The sequence below is a fragment of the Lactobacillus melliventris genome (genome assembly GCF_042679465.1).
In the GTDB taxonomy this organism is placed as follows: domain Bacteria; phylum Bacillota; class Bacilli; order Lactobacillales; family Lactobacillaceae; genus Lactobacillus; species Lactobacillus melliventris.
Window position 1 is genome coordinate 173,524 of sequence record NZ_JBHTMT010000004.1, and the last position, 17,418, is coordinate 190,941.

Consider the following 17,418-nt stretch of genomic DNA (forward strand, 5'->3'; position numbering starts at 1 on the left):
GAAAAAAGAATATAAATATTAATAAGTTAATTCTTTAACTTTATTTATAAGTCAGTCTAAAAATGATAACACTGTTACTATAAATAATTTGCTTTTCTTAGTAACTGAAATATCACTGTTATATTATCATGGCATCACAGCTACGGCCGAATAAACAGTAGTTTTCTCAAAGGCTGCTCCTAGACCAATTGTTCTGGCGGCCGGATTAAGCAATATGTCCCGATACTTCCCGTCTCTAGTTATATTATTGTTAAGATATTCGTAAAGAATACTGCTGGCAACATCTTCAGTTGATCCACCATCAAGTGCAAGTTCTAGCATGTTGGTAGTGCGGTTAATAGTCCACTCCCACGAAAAACTAGCAATACATTCTCCCAATATGGGATAATCAATGCCTCTTTCTTGAAAAGCCTTTTGTAAAATAGACCTTCCAGATTTATCATAAAGTCCAAAATTCTTGATTAAATCTTGGGCACGTTCTTGAACAACCTTGTCATAAGTAGGGGCTGCTGTTAATTTGGTTAAACCCCGGCTAACCCGTTCCTGATTAAGTTCTCTTAAAAAGACTTGTCTAAATTTACTAGGTGAAAATTCATTTGTATGAGAGTCTGAAACATTCTCACTAGCAGCACTAGGATCTGGTAAATTAGCGGAGGCTGTATCCTGTGCCGCATCATCAGAGATATCCTCCTGATTAAGATTTGTCTTGTCTTCTGGTGTTTTAGGCTCAGAGATATTTTTACCATTAGCTTCAGAGTCTTCCTGAACCACATTAGCACCAGATGCATCTGCAAGAGCATCCGCATTATGTGGATTTTGTGCAGTATTGCTATCATTAGTACCTTCAGACTTATCAGAATTCTCTGCCCCATTTGCATTTGATGCACTATTAATATGGTTATTATTAGTTTCACCCTGAGTAGTCTTATTCACATTAGGAGTAAAACTATTGCTTGGCGTATTATTCAAGCCGGAGCCATTAAATGCCAACGTGGTGGCAGTTTGCGTCTTATTATCAGCAATACTTTTTGCCAATTCATAACTGACATTTACTGCCGGTGACACGGTTTTAATTTCCTGCTTAGGTGATTTCGCCGCTGCATTTATCTTGGCTAACACACTCCTTTTGATGTAACCGTGGCTAGTGGCGTAGCATTTCTTGCCCTTAATTACCTTTGGCGCACCAAAAATCCTGATTTTTTGTCCTTTGTGAATTGCTTTTACTTTTTTGCCATTTCGAGTATAAAGTACCGTATCTTTGGTTACTTGATAAATTTTGCCTTGAATGTTAACGGCTTTAACAAATTTATTTTTACCAATGCGATAAAACAGTTTACCCTTAACAGTTTTTTGGCCATAAATACGTACTTTTTGACCCGCCTTGATGATTTTCTTGGATTTAACCAGCTTTTGGCCCTTGCGGACATAGACAGCGGAATTGACTCCAACCCGTTTTATTCTCCTAGTTCGACCACTTTTCTTAGCCGCATTTACTTTTTCCTGCATGGTATTTAAAACGCTCGGCGGCGCCTGCTTTAAAAACCCTGTCAGTAAAGTCACAGTGGTCAAAGAAACGATCACTTTCTTGCAAAGATTATTTTTACTCATATCTAAACCTTTCGATATTTAAAAATGAAAATTATTATAACTATACAAGAGTAAATTTTAACTGAGAACTAAAAAATACAGTCAGCCACTTCTTAATTTTTGTATCATTTTCTAACCCAGAAAAATTTGCAATTAAAAAGACTGATAGTCAAAATCAGTCCTTTGTTAGTCAATATAATTAGCAATTATTTTTTGCCGATAACCTTGCGCATACGATCAGCTGCCTGATATTTTGCGGTGAAAATCAGTTCATCACCTAATTCAATAACAGTGTGACCGTGCGGCACCAGCCACTCTTGGCCCCGGCGAATACGGCTGACAGTGATGTCATGAGCCACGTCCCAGTCCATCAGTTGCCGACCAGAATACTGCGTATTACGGACAATAACGGAATAAACCGCATTTTTAGTATCACTCAAGACACTATAGAGAGCGGGCGATTCAATTAGTGCTCGTAAGAGTGCGGAAGTAATATTACTCAAGTCAAAGACTTCCATACCGCTCTTGCGCAAGTCCTTGACCCTGGCAATATCAGCACGCTTTTGACAAATAATAATGCGCTTAAAGTCACCCTGCTCTTGTGCCAGCTGGCCTAGGCGCAAATTAGTATCGTCAGACCTCATGGCCGCAACGAAAATATCACCAGTAAAGGCACCGGATTGTGCCAAGCTCTCACTATCCAATGGGAATAATAATTTTAGCTGAGGCACGCGGCTTTTATAAATATGATAGTGTTCGTTACTGGTAGTAAACATCTTAACCGAATACCAGTTATCATGCAGGTCAAGCATTACGGGAACAGTCAAGGCATTCGTACCCAAAATCACAACTTTTTCTTTAATGCGATCTTCTGCTTTTAATTTAAAAATGGCATTAAATAAAATCGGACACAGAATGCAGACGATCACAGCAGCCAAGATAAAAACATCTGATTGCAACCTTGTGATGACGTTTAATTTACGTGCTACTGCTAAAGTCGGAAGGACTATAGTAATCGTAGTTGCGGTTAAAAAGCCACCGGCAATACCATTGCGTCTGCCGAATTTTTGCGCGTAAACCAAAGCAACAGGTACTTTAGCCAAGAAGAGAAACAAAACTAATATTGGTAATAAAATGAGTGACTTGGGGTGAGCCAAAAGTGACCTTAAATTAAGCTTTACTCCCGTCATGATAAAGAAAATAGGAATGAAAAAGCCATAGCCAATTGAGGTCAACTTATCTGCTGTTTCCTGACTGGGCTCTAACAACTTCATGACAATGCCGGCTAAAAACGCCCCCAGGATGTTTTCCACTCCCACTCTTTCGGCTACCGTAACCAAAGCAAATATTAGAAAGAAGGCTAAACGGACATCCAACTGAGTGGTTGATTTGGTCACCTTTACAAACCATAAGTACGGCTGCTTAAAGCGCCACAATAATAGGATAGCAACGCCAAAGAGCAGAATAATCAGCCACAACTGCTTAGTGTTACCGCCATTAATAGCTGCATAAACCGTTAGAAGCATTAAGGGAATTACTTCCCCTAAAACCGCAGTTAGTAAAATCGTCTGACCGATAGGCCTGTTTAAAATATCCTTTTCCTTTAAGGTAGCAATCACCACGCCCAAAGCAACAGTCATAAAAATGATAGTTGCCAGCATGACGTCCCCAAATAAACCCAACACTTTTAAAAATAATGCTAAGCAAATAGACAAAATTGTCACACCTAAAAAGGCGTTGAGTGCCACTTTAAAAGGAGCGATCTGACCCTTTTTCCTCTTGGACTTTTGCCCCGGCTTTAACAAGTCAAAGTTAATTTCCATCCCTGACAAAAATAGCAACAAGATCACGCCTAAATTTGACAGAAAAGACAGGTCATGAGTCGGCCGGACGAGATTGAAACCACTTGCCCCTAATACAATACCAACAATAATTTCTGCAACTGCAGTTGGAACTGCATTAACCCGCAAACGCGCCATTAATATAGGCACTACCAGCGCAAACAAAATAACTAAGAATAAAGACAACTGTGCCACAAGGAATGCCCCCTCATTTATTCTTAGTCGATTATACAAGAAATTGTCAAATGAAGAAAATAATACGTGTAAGAAATAACAAAATGACCCCCAAACTTGGGGGTCATATCATAACCTGTTTCTTTACTTGCTACTTAAAATTAGCTGCTTTGACAAAGCGGTTAGTATCAATTGGGTAGTACATTTTGCCACCAATATTGATGCGGCCGCCATAAGTGCGCACAGAAGTACCACGTAAGAGTTTTGAATTATCACAGCGAATTCCGGTAGTGTCATAAACATAAGCATTATGAGTTAAAACTCGCTTAGTGCCAACAATGTTGCTGGCAACAACGTATTCATTTTCACCAATTTGCAAGTACTTTTTACCGTTGATAACCTTCTCTTGCGCTACAGTTACCACAGTACCTGCAGTTTTCAGTGCAGCAGTGGTGCGGTTACCCTGGGCATCATAAGTATAGGCATCATGCATTAAAGTCTTGTTGCCAGTCGGTGCTTGAGAAACGGGGTCAGTGTTAGGCTCAGAAACCACCGGATCATTTGTGCCAACGTTATTATCGGGCACTGTGGTATTAGATGTTTCAGCTGCCTGCAAGTCATAATAATATTTGAGCAGGGAGAAAAAGTCATTCATCGAATAGCCCCATTTTTGGAAGTAGCCATCCGGATCGGTATGATTGGTACCACCTAAAAAGCGCGATACAGCGTGGTGCGACCAAATAGTTCCCGTGCCAGTATTTGAAGCATTCACCGGCGTGATGTTATAGCGGTGCAATAACTTAGCGGCATAAATAGCATCATTATTGACGCTTTTAGCAAATTTGTTGCGCGTGTTTTCCCGACAAAGCTCAATTTGAATAAAGCGGTTGTTGGCAATTGCGCCCGCACCCCAGACACCGTAGTTGGGCGTCATCATTTGAATAACTTGCTTACTGTCGACAAAGGCATGAACGTAGGAGTACATATTCATCCATTCACGGTTGAAGTAAATGGCTTCGTTATAGGCGGAAGCTCCAGGGGTAGCAGTCTCATGGATGACAATACCTTCAGGTGTTCCTTGCCGATACTTGATTTTATTGCCTTTAGCATAAAATTTGTTATACTTGATATTCTGCGTCTGCAACATTTGATACAAAAATGTCTCGCCGACATAGCTGTTTTGTTTTGCGATTGAATTAATTGAGGCAGCTTCAACTACCTGTGTGTGATTAACATTAAAAATAGGTGCAACTAAACCTACTCCGATAGCAATAGTAGTTATTAGTTTCTTTATCTTCATCTAAATTTTCATTCCTTATTTCTGCTTTTTACCGTTTGACCCTGCTCTAGAAATTGCCTTTCTTAATATATTGGTGAATACCAATTCTATAATACTTATGACCGTAAATACTAATTGCACTGCCAAAGGTTGCGACTGACTGCCCCTTCTTCATTACCAGCTGATTATCACGGTTGCCGTAATCGTTATAAACATAAGCATTCTTTTTTAAAGGTCTCACTGTGCCATCAATATTGCCGCTGGCAATATACTGGTTTTCGCCAATACGGTAATATTTTTTACCGTTAATAGTTTTAGTACCGTAGGTCGCAATTACTTTGCCAGTGTTAGGTACCTTGATAGCCTTGAGCTTTTTAACACGTTTACCCTCAGAGTTATAAACATAAGAGTTGTGCATTAAAGTCTTGTTGACCTTTTTTTCACCCTTAGGGGCTTGCGAAGCAGGAGGAAGTGCGCTGCCCAAGTCTAAGAGCGTATCATTAACCCAGCCCTTGCCGGAGATATACATGCGCTTTTTGCCGTTATAATAAGTAATGGTCTTCGTAACGGTCACAGCATCGCCCTTAGCAACAGAATTAGTCTTAGCTGAAACCGAATGGTCAGTAGGCCACGCATAAGTTGCGCCCGCTTTCTTGACAACATAAGACTTGCTGGTGTTTGAAATCGTAGGGTCATATTGCGTCAAATTGTAGTTAGCAATTCTGGCATTCAAGGTCGTGTTGTACTTGCTGTCAGTCGCATACGTACCAGTTAGCGCCTGAGTGGCATCTGTATAAGAAGCGGCGTTTTCCAACCAGGCTCCTTGATAGCGCTCAGGCTGCCAAGTTACTCCTAAGCGCAATTTCTTACCATTATCATCAAATGAATCCTGGCAGGAGTCATATTTTCTAAACTTAGCGGTTACATAATAGCTCTTGCCGTTCTTATCTTCTTCACGAGTCTTAGACGAATATGTTGCTCCGGGCCAGTCGTCATTAGCTTTCATACCAAATAAGTTATTGGCGTTGACTGCCAAGCCTGACTTGCCCCAATTAGATTCTACGATTGCCTGGGCAATCATCACTGAAGGATATAAGCCGTATTTCTTTGATACCTTCTGTGCCTGTTTAGACATAGTATTTAAAAACGTAGTTTCAGCCGCAGTAGCTGCAGATACTTTCTCAGCACGTACTGGAGAATTGGCAATTAAGTTGTTGGTAACCGGCATGACAACCGCTGAGGCGAGGACAGCTGTCGCAAAACCAGTGATTAGTCTTTTCTTCATAAATAATATTTCCTCCTTAACCGACACCTTTATTGTATCGGGCAATTAGACTATAAACAATAGCTGCACTTGAATTGTAGTCAAAAAGTAATATAGATCGTTTTTATATTACAAATAGTAATTATTTTTCTAAAATTTCACGTAGGTGAATTAACAAATTATGCTTGCTTCTTTGCAGCTGAACTCGGCTCACATGGGCTTCTTGAGCCAAGGCACTGATAGTTTGACCACCAATTAAGTGATTAATAAATAGCAATTTCTCTATCTTGTTCATATGAGCAAGTTCACCTTTAAGAACCAGCTGGTTATTCCAGTTAGTTATTAATGCTGCTTCTGTGAGCGAATCAAAGGCAATTTCTTCTTCTGATTGACGCTGCTTTTTGCGCAACAGATCAATAGTGTGCCAGATAATCTTACGAAAACTCAGCCGATCTACTTCTGGACGCTTCTTATCTGCTAACTTGGTTAACATTTCCGCGTATATTAAAATACCTTCTTGAAAAAGGTCTTCATAATTAGTATAGTCCACTCTGACGTGGGCGGCCTTTAATGCGCCTCTAACTAGTTTTTGGTTATCCCATGCCGTTATAAATGCTTGTTGGTTAATCTTCATTTGTGACGTTTCCTTTATGTGATTTTGTCACAAGCGCTTGTGCCCCTATAGATTAACAAGGTTTATTAAAATAGCAAAAACATAAAATGAGGCTTTAATTATACTATCACTGCTTATTTTAATAAAAGAGAAAATTTACTTAATTATAGCTGCAGACAGCCTAATAACGCACAATTTCTGGGTGAAAAAAGAGTTAAAAAAATACACGAATCAATTACTTAATTCGTGTAGCAAGCTAATATAAGCTGTCGGGTCTCTTACTGGAATAGTAGGCCTTCTTATGTGCCTCGGTCATTTGAGGCAATTCATAAAAATCTGCCAAACAGTTACCGTAGCGCAAGTGCTTTTTGTCCAGAACTTCCGTCATAATACTTTTGAGACTTAAATTGGCCAGAGATTGATGCGGATGAAAATTAGCCGGTTGATCAATCAGAGATTTGCCATGAAATTTCCTAACCCGCCAGCCTAAATTCTGCTCTAAATGATTGCTGTTGAGCACATAGAGGGCATGGTTAAAGAATAAGCTGTTACCGATCTTTTCTGTTAAATGGCGGCTACAGTTGCGGTAAGCAAAAAGGTATTTGTTGTCGCTAATACTGACAGTTTTAAAGACAAACATGTGGTTCTGCAATGGTTGATAGTCGGCCATTTGATGAAGCGCAACCCAGTCAAGATTGCTGGTGTTGTAACTGCGAGTGGAAAAATAAGCCAGTCTGCCAGTAGCTATGACATTGTGCCCTGCTAAACCTATCTGGCGGGCAAATTCGCGCTGAAACTCAAGACCGGCAAACAGGCACTTCTGCGCAAATGAAGTCAGGTGAGACTTGGTACTACGACCACTTAGGACTATGCCGCACTTACTGTCAAAAATAGCGCTTTTGAACTTGCCCCACAGCGGCTGATTTTGAAACTGGTACAGGGCAATTGTACTGGCACCAACACAGTATTCTTCATCAAACACCAGATAGTCTAAAATCTTCTTATCTTCTGCTATGCGCTGGCGCAATAACCTTTCTGACCAGATGGGATAGTCCTTACTTGGGGGTAAGTTGCAAATGGTATCATTTTCTTTTATCATTTAAGCTTCTCCTAATTTTAAAATTGATAAAAGCCATTATACCAATATTGTTATCGCTTGCATAGCTTAAAAAGGCAACAAAAAAACGGAAATGTAACACATTTCCGTTTTCGTATAATTAACTAAGAATTAATTACTTAAAGTTAGCAACTTTAACGTATTGCTTAGCAGGACCGCCGATACGGTAGTAAGCCTTACCATTCTTGAATGTGTAAGGTGAACCAAAGGTAACAACAGTTGAACCCTTCTTCAATACACGTCTGTCAGCACGCTTCTTAGAGGTCTTGTAAACATAAGCATTGTGTGACAATACACGAGCAGTACCGTCAATGTTGTCAGCCATTACGTATTGGTTGTCACCAATCTTGTAAACAAGGCTGCCATCTGCAAGCTTAGTTGTAGTACCGTAAACATTTACAGTGCTGTAAGCTGCAAGCTTGTTAGTACCAACACGCTTGTGATCTTTGTCATAGATGTAAGAGTTGTGCATAACTGTCTTAGGTGTAGCTGCAACTGGCTTAGTTGAACCGTCAACATACTTAGTTTCTACAAACTTAGTTGAGTCAGCGCTGTTAATACGAGTGTATGACTTACCATTTACAGTTACAGTACCGTAAGTGGCAATCTTGTCACCGTTCTTAACAGTGGTCTTAGTATCAGTTACAATATTACCATTGATTTCATAAACTGGTACATTATCAATATCTGCTTGAACAGTTACATAAGTAGCACCAGCGTCACCAACAGTTATGTAGAACAATACAGAACTGGTCTTGCCTTCAGCATTAGTAGCACTTACTGTTACAGGGTAAACGCCAGCAACTTTAGTGTTAACTTTACTTGCATCAACCTTAACAGGAATAGCAGTACTGTTATTTTCACTCATAGTAGCTGAAAAACGATTACTAATCAATGGAACATTTACTGTACCATTAAGGGCAACGTAATTAAATCCTTCACCATTAACGTTAACAACATCACCTGAACCGGCATGTACAACACCAGCTGCATCACCAGCAAATCTGATTCTTGGGAACGAGAAGTCTACATCAATAGCTTCTGGAGATACTGTTACGAAAAAGCTTTCTGTATTATTACCAGCTTGAATAGTTACTGGGAAAGTGATAGAAGATGAAGGTTTTGCAAAAGTACCATCTGAATTAAGAGTAACTGCCTTACTTAGACCGTCTCTAACATCCTGAGTTAATTGTGAAAACTCGCCTTTAATGGTTCCGTTAGCAGAGCCACCAACGCCAGCAGCAGTATCTACTCCAACACCATATTTTGCGATGATGGAACGTACAACAGCATCAACACTATAAAAGCCTTTTACAAGACCAACGCTACCAGAAGATACACGAGTATTGGTACCATTTAGGTATACATATGGTGCACCAATAAAAGCTTTCTTAGAAGTTGTGAATGCTTGTGCCAAATCAAATGTACCACTAACACCATTAGCATTAGTTTCTATTGTCTTTGTACCACCATTTACATTTAAATTATACTTTTGTTTAGCTTTTAAGCCTGTTATCTGAACAAGTGTCTTTACAACAACATATTGAGTATTTGCTTGTAAAGTAGTAACTGGTTTAGCAGTAGCACTAACTGTTACTTCACCATTACTATCAGTGGTAACATCTGCAGCTAGATAAACGGTAGTCGATCCACCATCAGTAATACCAACAGATGGAACATTATCATTGACTCTATCAAGGTGTGAATAAAAACGTAAAACAGAAACATTTTCACCACCATTGATACCCTCTGCATTTCTAACATTAATACTTGCACCAACGTTAGCTAAGCTTGGATCAAAAGCACGTGTACTTACACCCTCAGTAGCAGCTGAAGCAGTTGATACAGTACCTGCAGCAACTGGAGCAACAGCTAATAAAGCAGCAGCAGCAGCGCTAACAATTCTTAAATTTTTCTTCATGTGGTCTTTCCTCCTTGTGTATATACAAAATAGTAATAGACTATAGGTTCAGTCGTTATGAGCCTACATTGTTACAACACCCTTCGAGCTGAAATCATAAGTTTATAACTCTTATGAGGTAGCCTTCAAGCTGAAGAACGCGCATGCGTACAGGCTATCGAACCTGAAGCATAGCTATTACTTACCACATTTCATATTGTACTAACCTTTTGCTTAAATTGCAAGGCATCCAATTATTTTACACACTTTTGTAACAAACGCTTACAGCTGTAAAATAGATATGTAAAGTTGCTATTCTTATAAAAACGTTGTGCAACAATGCTTTGCGGGTTTTCTGGCTAATTTTAGTTAAAAAAACTTTTTTATTTGCCGGTAAATTTTACAAAATAATAACAAAAAAACTTTTTATAAAGTAAAAAAGGCTGCACTTAACAATCTTAGTGCAACCCTTTCCTTTATTAATATTTACTCTCGTCTTAAAATCCGCCTGACTTTAGCAATCAATTTGCTAATCAGTTTCAGTATCTGCAAATTACAGAGACTGATCCGCAGTATTATCAAACAAACTAGTAACAGTTCGTTCAACGTATGCAGCAGATTGAGGAGTTTGATATAGACTCACCCCTTCTTGTTCAAATGCATCAGCATTTGCTATTGTAGTCATTGCCGTTTTAACTTCCGCGCCAGTTAAGTTAGCCGCAGCGTTAGCCAAGGACAAATTAACCTTTTTGCCCGCACCATTTAAAAATACTAATTGTAAAGTCTTGGTTTTAGTTTCCATATTATATACTCCTATCCCACTTAATTATTGACTACCTAGTTTTAATCTCTTGCTAATGAAATGCCCTGCTTTTGAATTAAGGTTGCCGCTCCCAGTTCATCGCCTTGCAAGTGAGCCAGTGCGTTTCCGACTTTAGCTAAACTGTCTGCTGCAACGCCCCGTTTAACATTCTTCAAATTGCGTGTTTTAGCACCTTGTTTGCCATACTTGGAGTTTAAAAATGTGTATTGGACTGCTTGATCTAATAATGCAAAATTCATAGTATCTTTCTTCCCTTTTTTAAATTATCTTAATGCTGTAATCTACCCGCGCGCCAGATGTCTTACACTATTACTAACGAATTGGCACCGTAAAATGTAACTTTTTAGTCGTAATTTTTTAGCTAAAACAAGTGAAAAAACACCATTAAGTAGTCAAATCTGCTTAAACCATCTATAATTAAACTAAGTATAAGTAAGGAGGATAAATTCCTATTATGAAAAAAACGACAATTGGTACGATTGTGGCAGTAGTAATTATCGCTATTGGTGGTGGCGTCTTTTATGCTACCCAAAAATCTAACAGTGATAAAATTAATGCTTCCTATAACAGTGCAATGACTACCGGTAAAAATGCAGTTGCTGACAAAGACTACTCAGAAGCAAGCTCCGCATTTGCCAAAGCTTTCAGAATTAAGAAGAGTGACCAGGCTAAAGCTTATAAAAACCAATCGGACAATATGACTTCTGCAATTAAGGCTACTAAAAAGGGTAAATATTATGATGCCTTAAGCAAAACTGCAGACGTAATTCAAAGAAAAAATGGCTACTCCGTTTTAGTAAAACAAGGTAAAAATCTCAAAGCTACTATTAAAGATGTGCAGGACAATTACGAGCACGAAATTCGGCCTATCTTTCTTGCTGCATCCCAAGCCGAACTGAATAAACAATACCTTAAAGCCGCTGACGAGTATCAAAAAGTTCTAGACCTGCCATATATCGACGGACAATACTACAGCCAATATAAGAAAGAAGCAGAAAAGGGACTGAAGAATAACCAAAAGGCTGCTAAAGACGGCACAAACGGTAACGCAGCTCAAAGCTACAAAGCTATTTCCGGTAAAGGACCAGACACAGGCAATGCTGGTAAGACCGGTGAAGGAGCAATGGGCAACCATAAGGTAAACGGCAAGACCGTTACTAAGAAGCAGATTGCGCAATTGCGTAAACGTGTAGCTAAGTTCGGTTATGATGCAACCTCCTGGAGTCCACAAGACTTAATTGATCTTTATAGAAAATCCGGCAGAACCAAGCCAGGCAAGATTACCAAAAAAGACATCCAAGATTATCTCAGACCATAATCATTCTTTTTAGATCTCTGAATTAAGTAAAATCGCCTTGAACTGCTAAACTGCAATTTAAGACGATTTTTCTTGTCAAAGTTTTAACTATTCAGCAGTTTTTTGTGCGTGGGTAAAAATGCTATAATTTTATTAAAATTGAGAAAAACTACTATTATGTAAAGGGTAAATTGCTCCAATAGTTGCTTTTATAGTCTAAACTCTGTAAAATGACTATTGACTTTCACGTTTCCTATTTTTATTAAAGGAGTGTCTGCTTTGACTGATAAAGAAAATAATACCAAAGAGAAAGATAACGAAAAACAACAAGAAAAAGATAAAGAAAAAGCTAGAAAAGAAAAGGAACTTAAGGTTGTCATGCCTGAGGCTGAGTGGTCTACCATGCCGCAGAAAGAATTCGCGCAGCAGCCAGATTACCTTATAGTCTTCGCTGACTTCTACATCGCACAATTTAATCAGCGCGACCTAGAAATCATGAACTTATACGATACTAATTCCAACATGGTGGATATTAATCACTATCTTCTTAACAACATTCACTTTACCCGTAAAGAATTAGTTAAACATGTATTACAATATCATGCGCAAAATTTCCAAAATATAATTGATGAAATTGCGGCTAAAGATGGTGTTGAAGCAGAAAAAATGACATCATACAAGGATTGGGATAACTGGTACGAAGACCGCCGCAATAAAATTTCAGCTTCTTTATCATAATTTACTTGTACTAAAGCAAAAAAAAGAACAAAATAGATACTTGAATGAGAATGCCACATTGACATTCTTTTTTACTTAAAAATGAATAGTTCAATCTTGTCTATGGGAGTACATATTTACTATGGATAAAAAGAAGAAGCGGATTTCAGCTGCCGGTTTGTTAATTACCATCGGTATCGTTTACGGCGATATCGGTACTAGTCCGCTCTATGTAATGAAGTCAATCGTTACGGGTAATGGCGGTATTGCCAACGTTGATCGGGAACTGATCTTAGGTTCAATCTCGCTGATTTTCTGGACAGTCACGCTGCTAACTACCGTTAAGTACGTTATGATTGCGCTTAAGGCCACTAACCGTGGTGAAGGTGGTATTTTCGCTTTATATGCTTTAGTACGCAAAAGAGCCAAGTGGCTGGTGATGCCAGCATTGATTGGCGGAGCAGCGTTACTAGCTGACGGAACATTGACGCCGGCCGTGACCGTCACAACCTCAATCGAGGGACTAAAGAACATGCACTTTGGTTCCCACGTTCCCGTTCCTAACCAGAATGCCGTCATCATTATTACGATCGCCATTCTGCTGGTACTGTTTTCAATTCAAATGCTGGGCACCAGCAGTATCGGTAAAGCCTTCGGCCCGATTATGTTTGTCTGGTTTACCTTTTTAGGTTTGATCGGTATCTATAATATGGCTAACGACTGGTCAATTCTGGAAGCACTGAATCCGGTTTGGGCTGTTAAAGTTCTCTTCAGCCCGTCTAATAAAGCCGGTATTTTCATTTTGGGCTCAATCTTCCTAGCTACGACTGGTGCCGAGGCGCTGTATTCTGATGTTGGTCATGTTGGCAAAGGTAACATTCGCGGATCATGGCCATATGTCTTTCTTTGTCTGTCACTTAATTACTTGGGACAAGGAGTATGGATACTGCAGAACCCGCACTACCAGACTAATGGCGGTGAGCTCAATCCTTTCTTTGAGGCTGTACCGACTGATTTGCGCTTGTTCGCCATCATCTTAGCCACAGTTGCCGCCATTATCGCCTCCCAGGCTTTAATCACCGGTTCATTTACACTGGTATCCGAAGCAAGTGGTCTGAAATTTTTACCACGAATGAATATTAATTACCCTACTACTAAGCATGGCCAAATTTATATTCCTTCCGTTAACAAAATGATTTGCGTTGCTACTATTGCAATCGTCATTTTCTTCAGGACTTCAGAACACATGGAAGCAGCCTACGGTCTGTCAATCACGGTCACAATGTTAATGACTACCCTGCTTTTGTTTGAGTACTTGGGTTCAAAACACCATCCGCTAATATTGCGCCTGTGCTTTTTACTTGCCTTTGGCTTTATCGAAGGCATGTTCTTAATCTCCAGTCTGACCAAATTCATGCATGGCGGTTATGTCACCGTCCTAATTGCCGGTTTTATTGGCGTTATCATGTTCATTTGGTACTTCGGTAATAAAGTCCGCGACAAGCACGAAGGTGCTCATTCCTACGTACGTTTAGATGAATACACCGATATGTTAACGGACCTAAGTCATGATGATGATTACCCTACTTATGCGACTAACTTGGTCTACATGGCTAAAGTTAAATACAATAAGTTTATTAAACGGGAAATCATGTACTCCATCTTGGATAAACGGCCTAAACGCGCTCAGGCCTACTGGTTTGTCACTGTTAACATTACCAACGAACCGTTTACAGCCAGATACGCCGTTAATACTTTTGGCACTAAAAATGTCATTAACGTGCAGCTGTATCTCGGTTTCAAGAAACAAACCAGTGTCAACGTTTACCTGCGGCAAATTGTCCACGACTTGATCAAAGACGGCACCATTGAGGCTCAACCGCAGGAATACACCACTACCCCTGGTCGTAAAGTTGGCGACTTCTCATTTGTAATTGTTAATGAAGTTGTCAGTCCTTTAACCAGACTAAAGGGTTTTGAAAAAGTAATGTTAAAAGCGCGGGTATGGCTGCAAAACCTGTCTTCCAATCCTGCCTCCTGGTTTGGTTTGGAATACACTGATACGGTGGTCGAACAAGTGCCTTTGATTTTAGGCAAGCCAAGACACAACCTGCACATTAAGCGGGTTGCACCACGTGACTATTCCAACTTAAAGAAAAAAGAAACTGAATAATATAAATAACCGTCCACGACTTGTTAGAGTCGGGGCGGCTTTATTTTAAGCAAAAAGCGTTTATAATAAGTGATATGAAGAAATCATGACCAAGTAGTAAAAGTCTAGTCAAACAGATAGCAGTTGATCGAGTTAGGATAGTGAGGTGTGAGTACAATGAATAGAAATATTTTTCTTAAGCAAATGATCGCATTTGCTGTGAGTAAAGGCATAAGTGAAGACCAAGCCCAGCGAATTATGAATAAATATATCGATAAGCTTGAAGTGAGTGACTCCATTGTACAACACATTGGGCCTGAATATTATGCTTATCAAATTTTAATTAATGAAAAGTTGGTAGATTTTGTGGCTCTTTAATTTTCAAAAATTAATAAAACAATGAAAAGGCACATTGGCTCCATTCAGAGTAATGTGTCTTTTTTAATACAATAAATATCAAAAAAGAAGGATTAAACATCCTTCTTTTCACGTATTGAGTTTCACCTCACGCTAGATATGCCCTATCTTACCTCAAGGGTTGGTAGTCCTGTCATTCTTTCACTTCTATCTGAAGCCCACAGGCGGGTGCAAGCTATATCCACTAACCCACAGATTCTTTTGTTTTAATGTTACTATTAATAATAAGATTTGTCAAATTATCTGACAACTTAATATTGCAGTAATTACCAAATATGTACTCGTTTTTCTGGGTCGAGCCACATGCCATCTTCAGGCTTAACATCAAAGGCTTTGTAAAAGTCATCTTGACATTGGCTTTGAACGTTGGCACGTAATGGACCAGGTGCATGAACGTCAACCGCGGTTTGACTCTTAATTGATTCAGTCAGTTGCTTATTAGCCCAAATGCGTGCAAAGTTTTCAAATAATTTCTTTAAGTCATCATTTTCATTCTTGGCGGCTTCAACGGCAGCGGTCAAGCCACCCTGATCAGCAATATTTTCTGAAACTATTTGCTTACCATTAAGTTTAACCGGACCATATTCGATGCCATCAAACAAATCAATTTCAGCTTGTGTCCGCTTCTTGAATTCGGCGTAATCCTCATCAGTCCACCAATTAGTCATATTGCCCAATTCATCAAATTGTGCACCGTTGTTGTCAAACGCATGAGAAACTTCATGAGCGATTACGGAACCAATACCACCAAAGTTGGCTGCTCTGTCTTGCTTCAAGTCATAGAATGGCTTTTGCAAAATGGCTGCAGGGAAAGTCAGATCATTTCTCTGCGGATCATAGCAGGCGTTAACTAAATTACCAGGCATTGCCCAGACTGTCCGGTCAACTTCCTTGTGCAATTGCTCAATGTTGTACTTTTGCTCTGCAATAATAAATGCACGTTCATTTGCATAAAGGCTGCCACCTTGACTTGCAGGGATAACCTTCAAACGATTATAAATCTCCTCGATTTTATCCGGATAACCAATTTTCAAGACCAAAGCATCAAGCTTAACAATCGCACGCTTTTTAGTTTGTGCAGAAAGCCAGTCATTATTTTGCAGGCGTTCCTTATAAACGTCAAGCATACGGTGAATCATGTCTTCAACGTCTTTTTTAGCATCTTCGCCAAAATAAGTCTGACCATAATAAACACCGACTACTTCACTAAAGGCGCCGTTGGCAATGTGGTAAGCTTGCTTTTCACCACTAGACAACTTAGGCTGGCCATATAAAGCCTGGCTAAATGGGAACGCTGCTTCCCGGAAGTCTTGTGACAAGGAGTCGGCATCCGCGTTAATAAAGGTAACAATCATCCAGCCCTTGATTTCATCAAAGTTTTCTTCATTGATAATTTCGTTAATGTGATCCAAGTAGCGTGGTTCTTCAACAATAATTCGTTCTGGTTCTTCGCCAATTGCTTCTTTCAAGTAGTAAGCAATCTTGAATTTATCAAACTTAGCTTCAAAGTCCTCAATCTTCATTGGGTTGTAAGTAGCAGGATAATCTGCCCATTCCTCTGTAGACTTAACGATCTTAGCTAGCTTAGCATCAAACTTAATAGCATCTTCTGCATATTTTTCTGCTTGAGCTTGAGCAATACCAGCCATGGTTAAAAGCTTAACTGACTGCTTTTGCAAAGTATCTAATAGTTTTGGCGCATCAGGAGTTTGATAAGTTGTAGTGTCAGGCAAGAAAGTTCCAGGACCAGCAAAATACAAAGCATTAACTTTGGTATTCTTCATGTCAGGTTCAACGCTAAAGCTAAATGGGAGCAAGGCAAAAGTTGCTAAGTCAGGCGCATTTAAGTTGTAGTCAGAAAAGTCCTTAATGCCGTCAAGAATAGCTAAATCGTCCTTAATTGGATCAGCACCTTCCCTATTACGCTTGTCAAAATCGCCTGCTAATTTATAGAGCTTAACTGCTTCACCTAAGTTAGGAACATTCGGTACTTCTTTTTTACCAGATGCAAAATCGGCAAAATCCTGCATTAAATGCTTTTCAACATCTACATCGATGCCGTCAAATGAAGCCATCCGTGAACGGTCTTCAGGAATTTTAGTATTTTTAATCCACTCAGAATTAATAGCCAAGTAAAGGTTGTCCTGTGGACGAGCGGCAACATTAGGTTCAATAATATCGCCACTACCGCCGCGAACAGCAAAATTTTTATTCATTCAGAAAGTCCTCCCTTTTAT

General features: G+C 39.4%; 14 protein-coding genes. 4 read left to right on the plus strand and 10 right to left on the minus strand.

The window, feature by feature from the left end:
- Window positions 1–126 precede the first annotated feature (126 nt).
- From ACFQ32_RS06010 to ACFQ32_RS06050, 9 genes are all read right to left on the minus strand, one after another.
- On the minus strand, window positions 127–1,608 hold the full coding sequence (locus ACFQ32_RS06010) for an SLAP domain-containing protein (RefSeq protein WP_046325546.1): 1,482 nt from the start codon (window positions 1,606–1,608) through the stop codon (window positions 127–129).
- A gap of 185 nt (window positions 1,609–1,793) precedes the next feature.
- On the minus strand, window positions 1,794–3,623 hold the full coding sequence (locus ACFQ32_RS06015) for a cation:proton antiporter family protein (RefSeq protein ID WP_046325547.1): 1,830 nt from the start codon (window positions 3,621–3,623) through the stop codon (window positions 1,794–1,796).
- A 130-nt stretch (window positions 3,624–3,753) separates the two neighbouring features.
- The gene (locus tag ACFQ32_RS06020; RefSeq protein WP_046325548.1) at window positions 3,754–4,902 is read right to left on the minus strand and encodes an SLAP domain-containing protein; all 1,149 of its coding nucleotides are present in this window, start codon (window positions 4,900–4,902) and stop codon (window positions 3,754–3,756) included.
- A 46-nt stretch (window positions 4,903–4,948) separates the two neighbouring features.
- Window positions 4,949–6,166 (minus strand): glucosaminidase domain-containing protein, encoded by a 1,218-nt coding sequence (locus ACFQ32_RS06025; RefSeq protein ID WP_046325549.1) that lies wholly within the window; start codon window positions 6,164–6,166, stop codon window positions 4,949–4,951.
- A 121-nt stretch (window positions 6,167–6,287) separates the two neighbouring features.
- On the minus strand, window positions 6,288–6,779 hold the full coding sequence (locus tag ACFQ32_RS06030; RefSeq protein WP_046325550.1) for a sigma-70 family RNA polymerase sigma factor: 492 nt from the start codon (window positions 6,777–6,779) through the stop codon (window positions 6,288–6,290).
- A 235-nt stretch (window positions 6,780–7,014) separates the two neighbouring features.
- A complete protein-coding gene (locus ACFQ32_RS06035; protein WP_046325551.1) occupies window positions 7,015–7,857 on the minus strand; it encodes a hypothetical protein in 843 nt (280 codons plus the stop codon).
- Between the two features lie 133 nt (window positions 7,858–7,990).
- Window positions 7,991–9,796 carry an SLAP domain-containing protein gene (locus tag ACFQ32_RS06040; protein ID WP_052724668.1) on the minus strand — a complete coding sequence of 602 codons (1,806 nt, stop codon included), beginning with the start codon at window positions 9,794–9,796 and terminating at the stop codon, window positions 7,991–7,993.
- A gap of 532 nt (window positions 9,797–10,328) precedes the next feature.
- Window positions 10,329–10,577: a DUF2922 domain-containing protein gene (locus ACFQ32_RS06045; RefSeq protein WP_046325552.1), complete on the minus strand. Its 249-nt coding sequence runs from the start codon at window positions 10,575–10,577 to the stop codon at window positions 10,329–10,331.
- 41 nt (window positions 10,578–10,618) lie between these two features.
- Window positions 10,619–10,837 (minus strand): DUF1659 domain-containing protein, encoded by a 219-nt coding sequence (locus ACFQ32_RS06050; protein WP_046325553.1) that lies wholly within the window; start codon window positions 10,835–10,837, stop codon window positions 10,619–10,621.
- A 215-nt stretch (window positions 10,838–11,052) separates the two neighbouring features.
- Here ACFQ32_RS06050 and ACFQ32_RS06055 point away from each other — a divergent pair, with 215 nt between their 5' ends.
- The 4 genes from ACFQ32_RS06055 (at window position 11,053) to ACFQ32_RS06070 (ending at window position 15,142) form a co-directional block, all read left to right on the plus strand.
- Window positions 11,053–11,916 carry a hypothetical protein gene (locus tag ACFQ32_RS06055; RefSeq protein WP_046325554.1) on the plus strand — a complete coding sequence of 288 codons (864 nt, stop codon included), beginning with the start codon at window positions 11,053–11,055 and terminating at the stop codon, window positions 11,914–11,916.
- A 258-nt stretch (window positions 11,917–12,174) separates the two neighbouring features.
- A complete protein-coding gene (locus ACFQ32_RS06060; RefSeq protein ID WP_046325555.1) occupies window positions 12,175–12,633 on the plus strand; it encodes a hypothetical protein in 459 nt (152 codons plus the stop codon).
- Window positions 12,634–12,754: 121 nt separating this feature from the next.
- Entirely contained in the window at window positions 12,755–14,785 is a 2,031-nt protein-coding gene (locus ACFQ32_RS06065) for a KUP/HAK/KT family potassium transporter (protein ID WP_046325556.1), read from the plus strand.
- A 156-nt stretch (window positions 14,786–14,941) separates the two neighbouring features.
- Window positions 14,942–15,142 (plus strand): hypothetical protein, encoded by a 201-nt coding sequence (locus ACFQ32_RS06070; RefSeq protein WP_046325557.1) that lies wholly within the window; start codon window positions 14,942–14,944, stop codon window positions 15,140–15,142.
- Between the two features lie 305 nt (window positions 15,143–15,447).
- Here ACFQ32_RS06070 and ACFQ32_RS06075 read toward each other — a convergent pair whose 3' ends face one another.
- Entirely contained in the window at window positions 15,448–17,397 is a 1,950-nt protein-coding gene (locus tag ACFQ32_RS06075) for a M13 family metallopeptidase (protein WP_046325558.1), read from the minus strand.
- Window positions 17,398–17,418 lie beyond the last annotated feature (21 nt).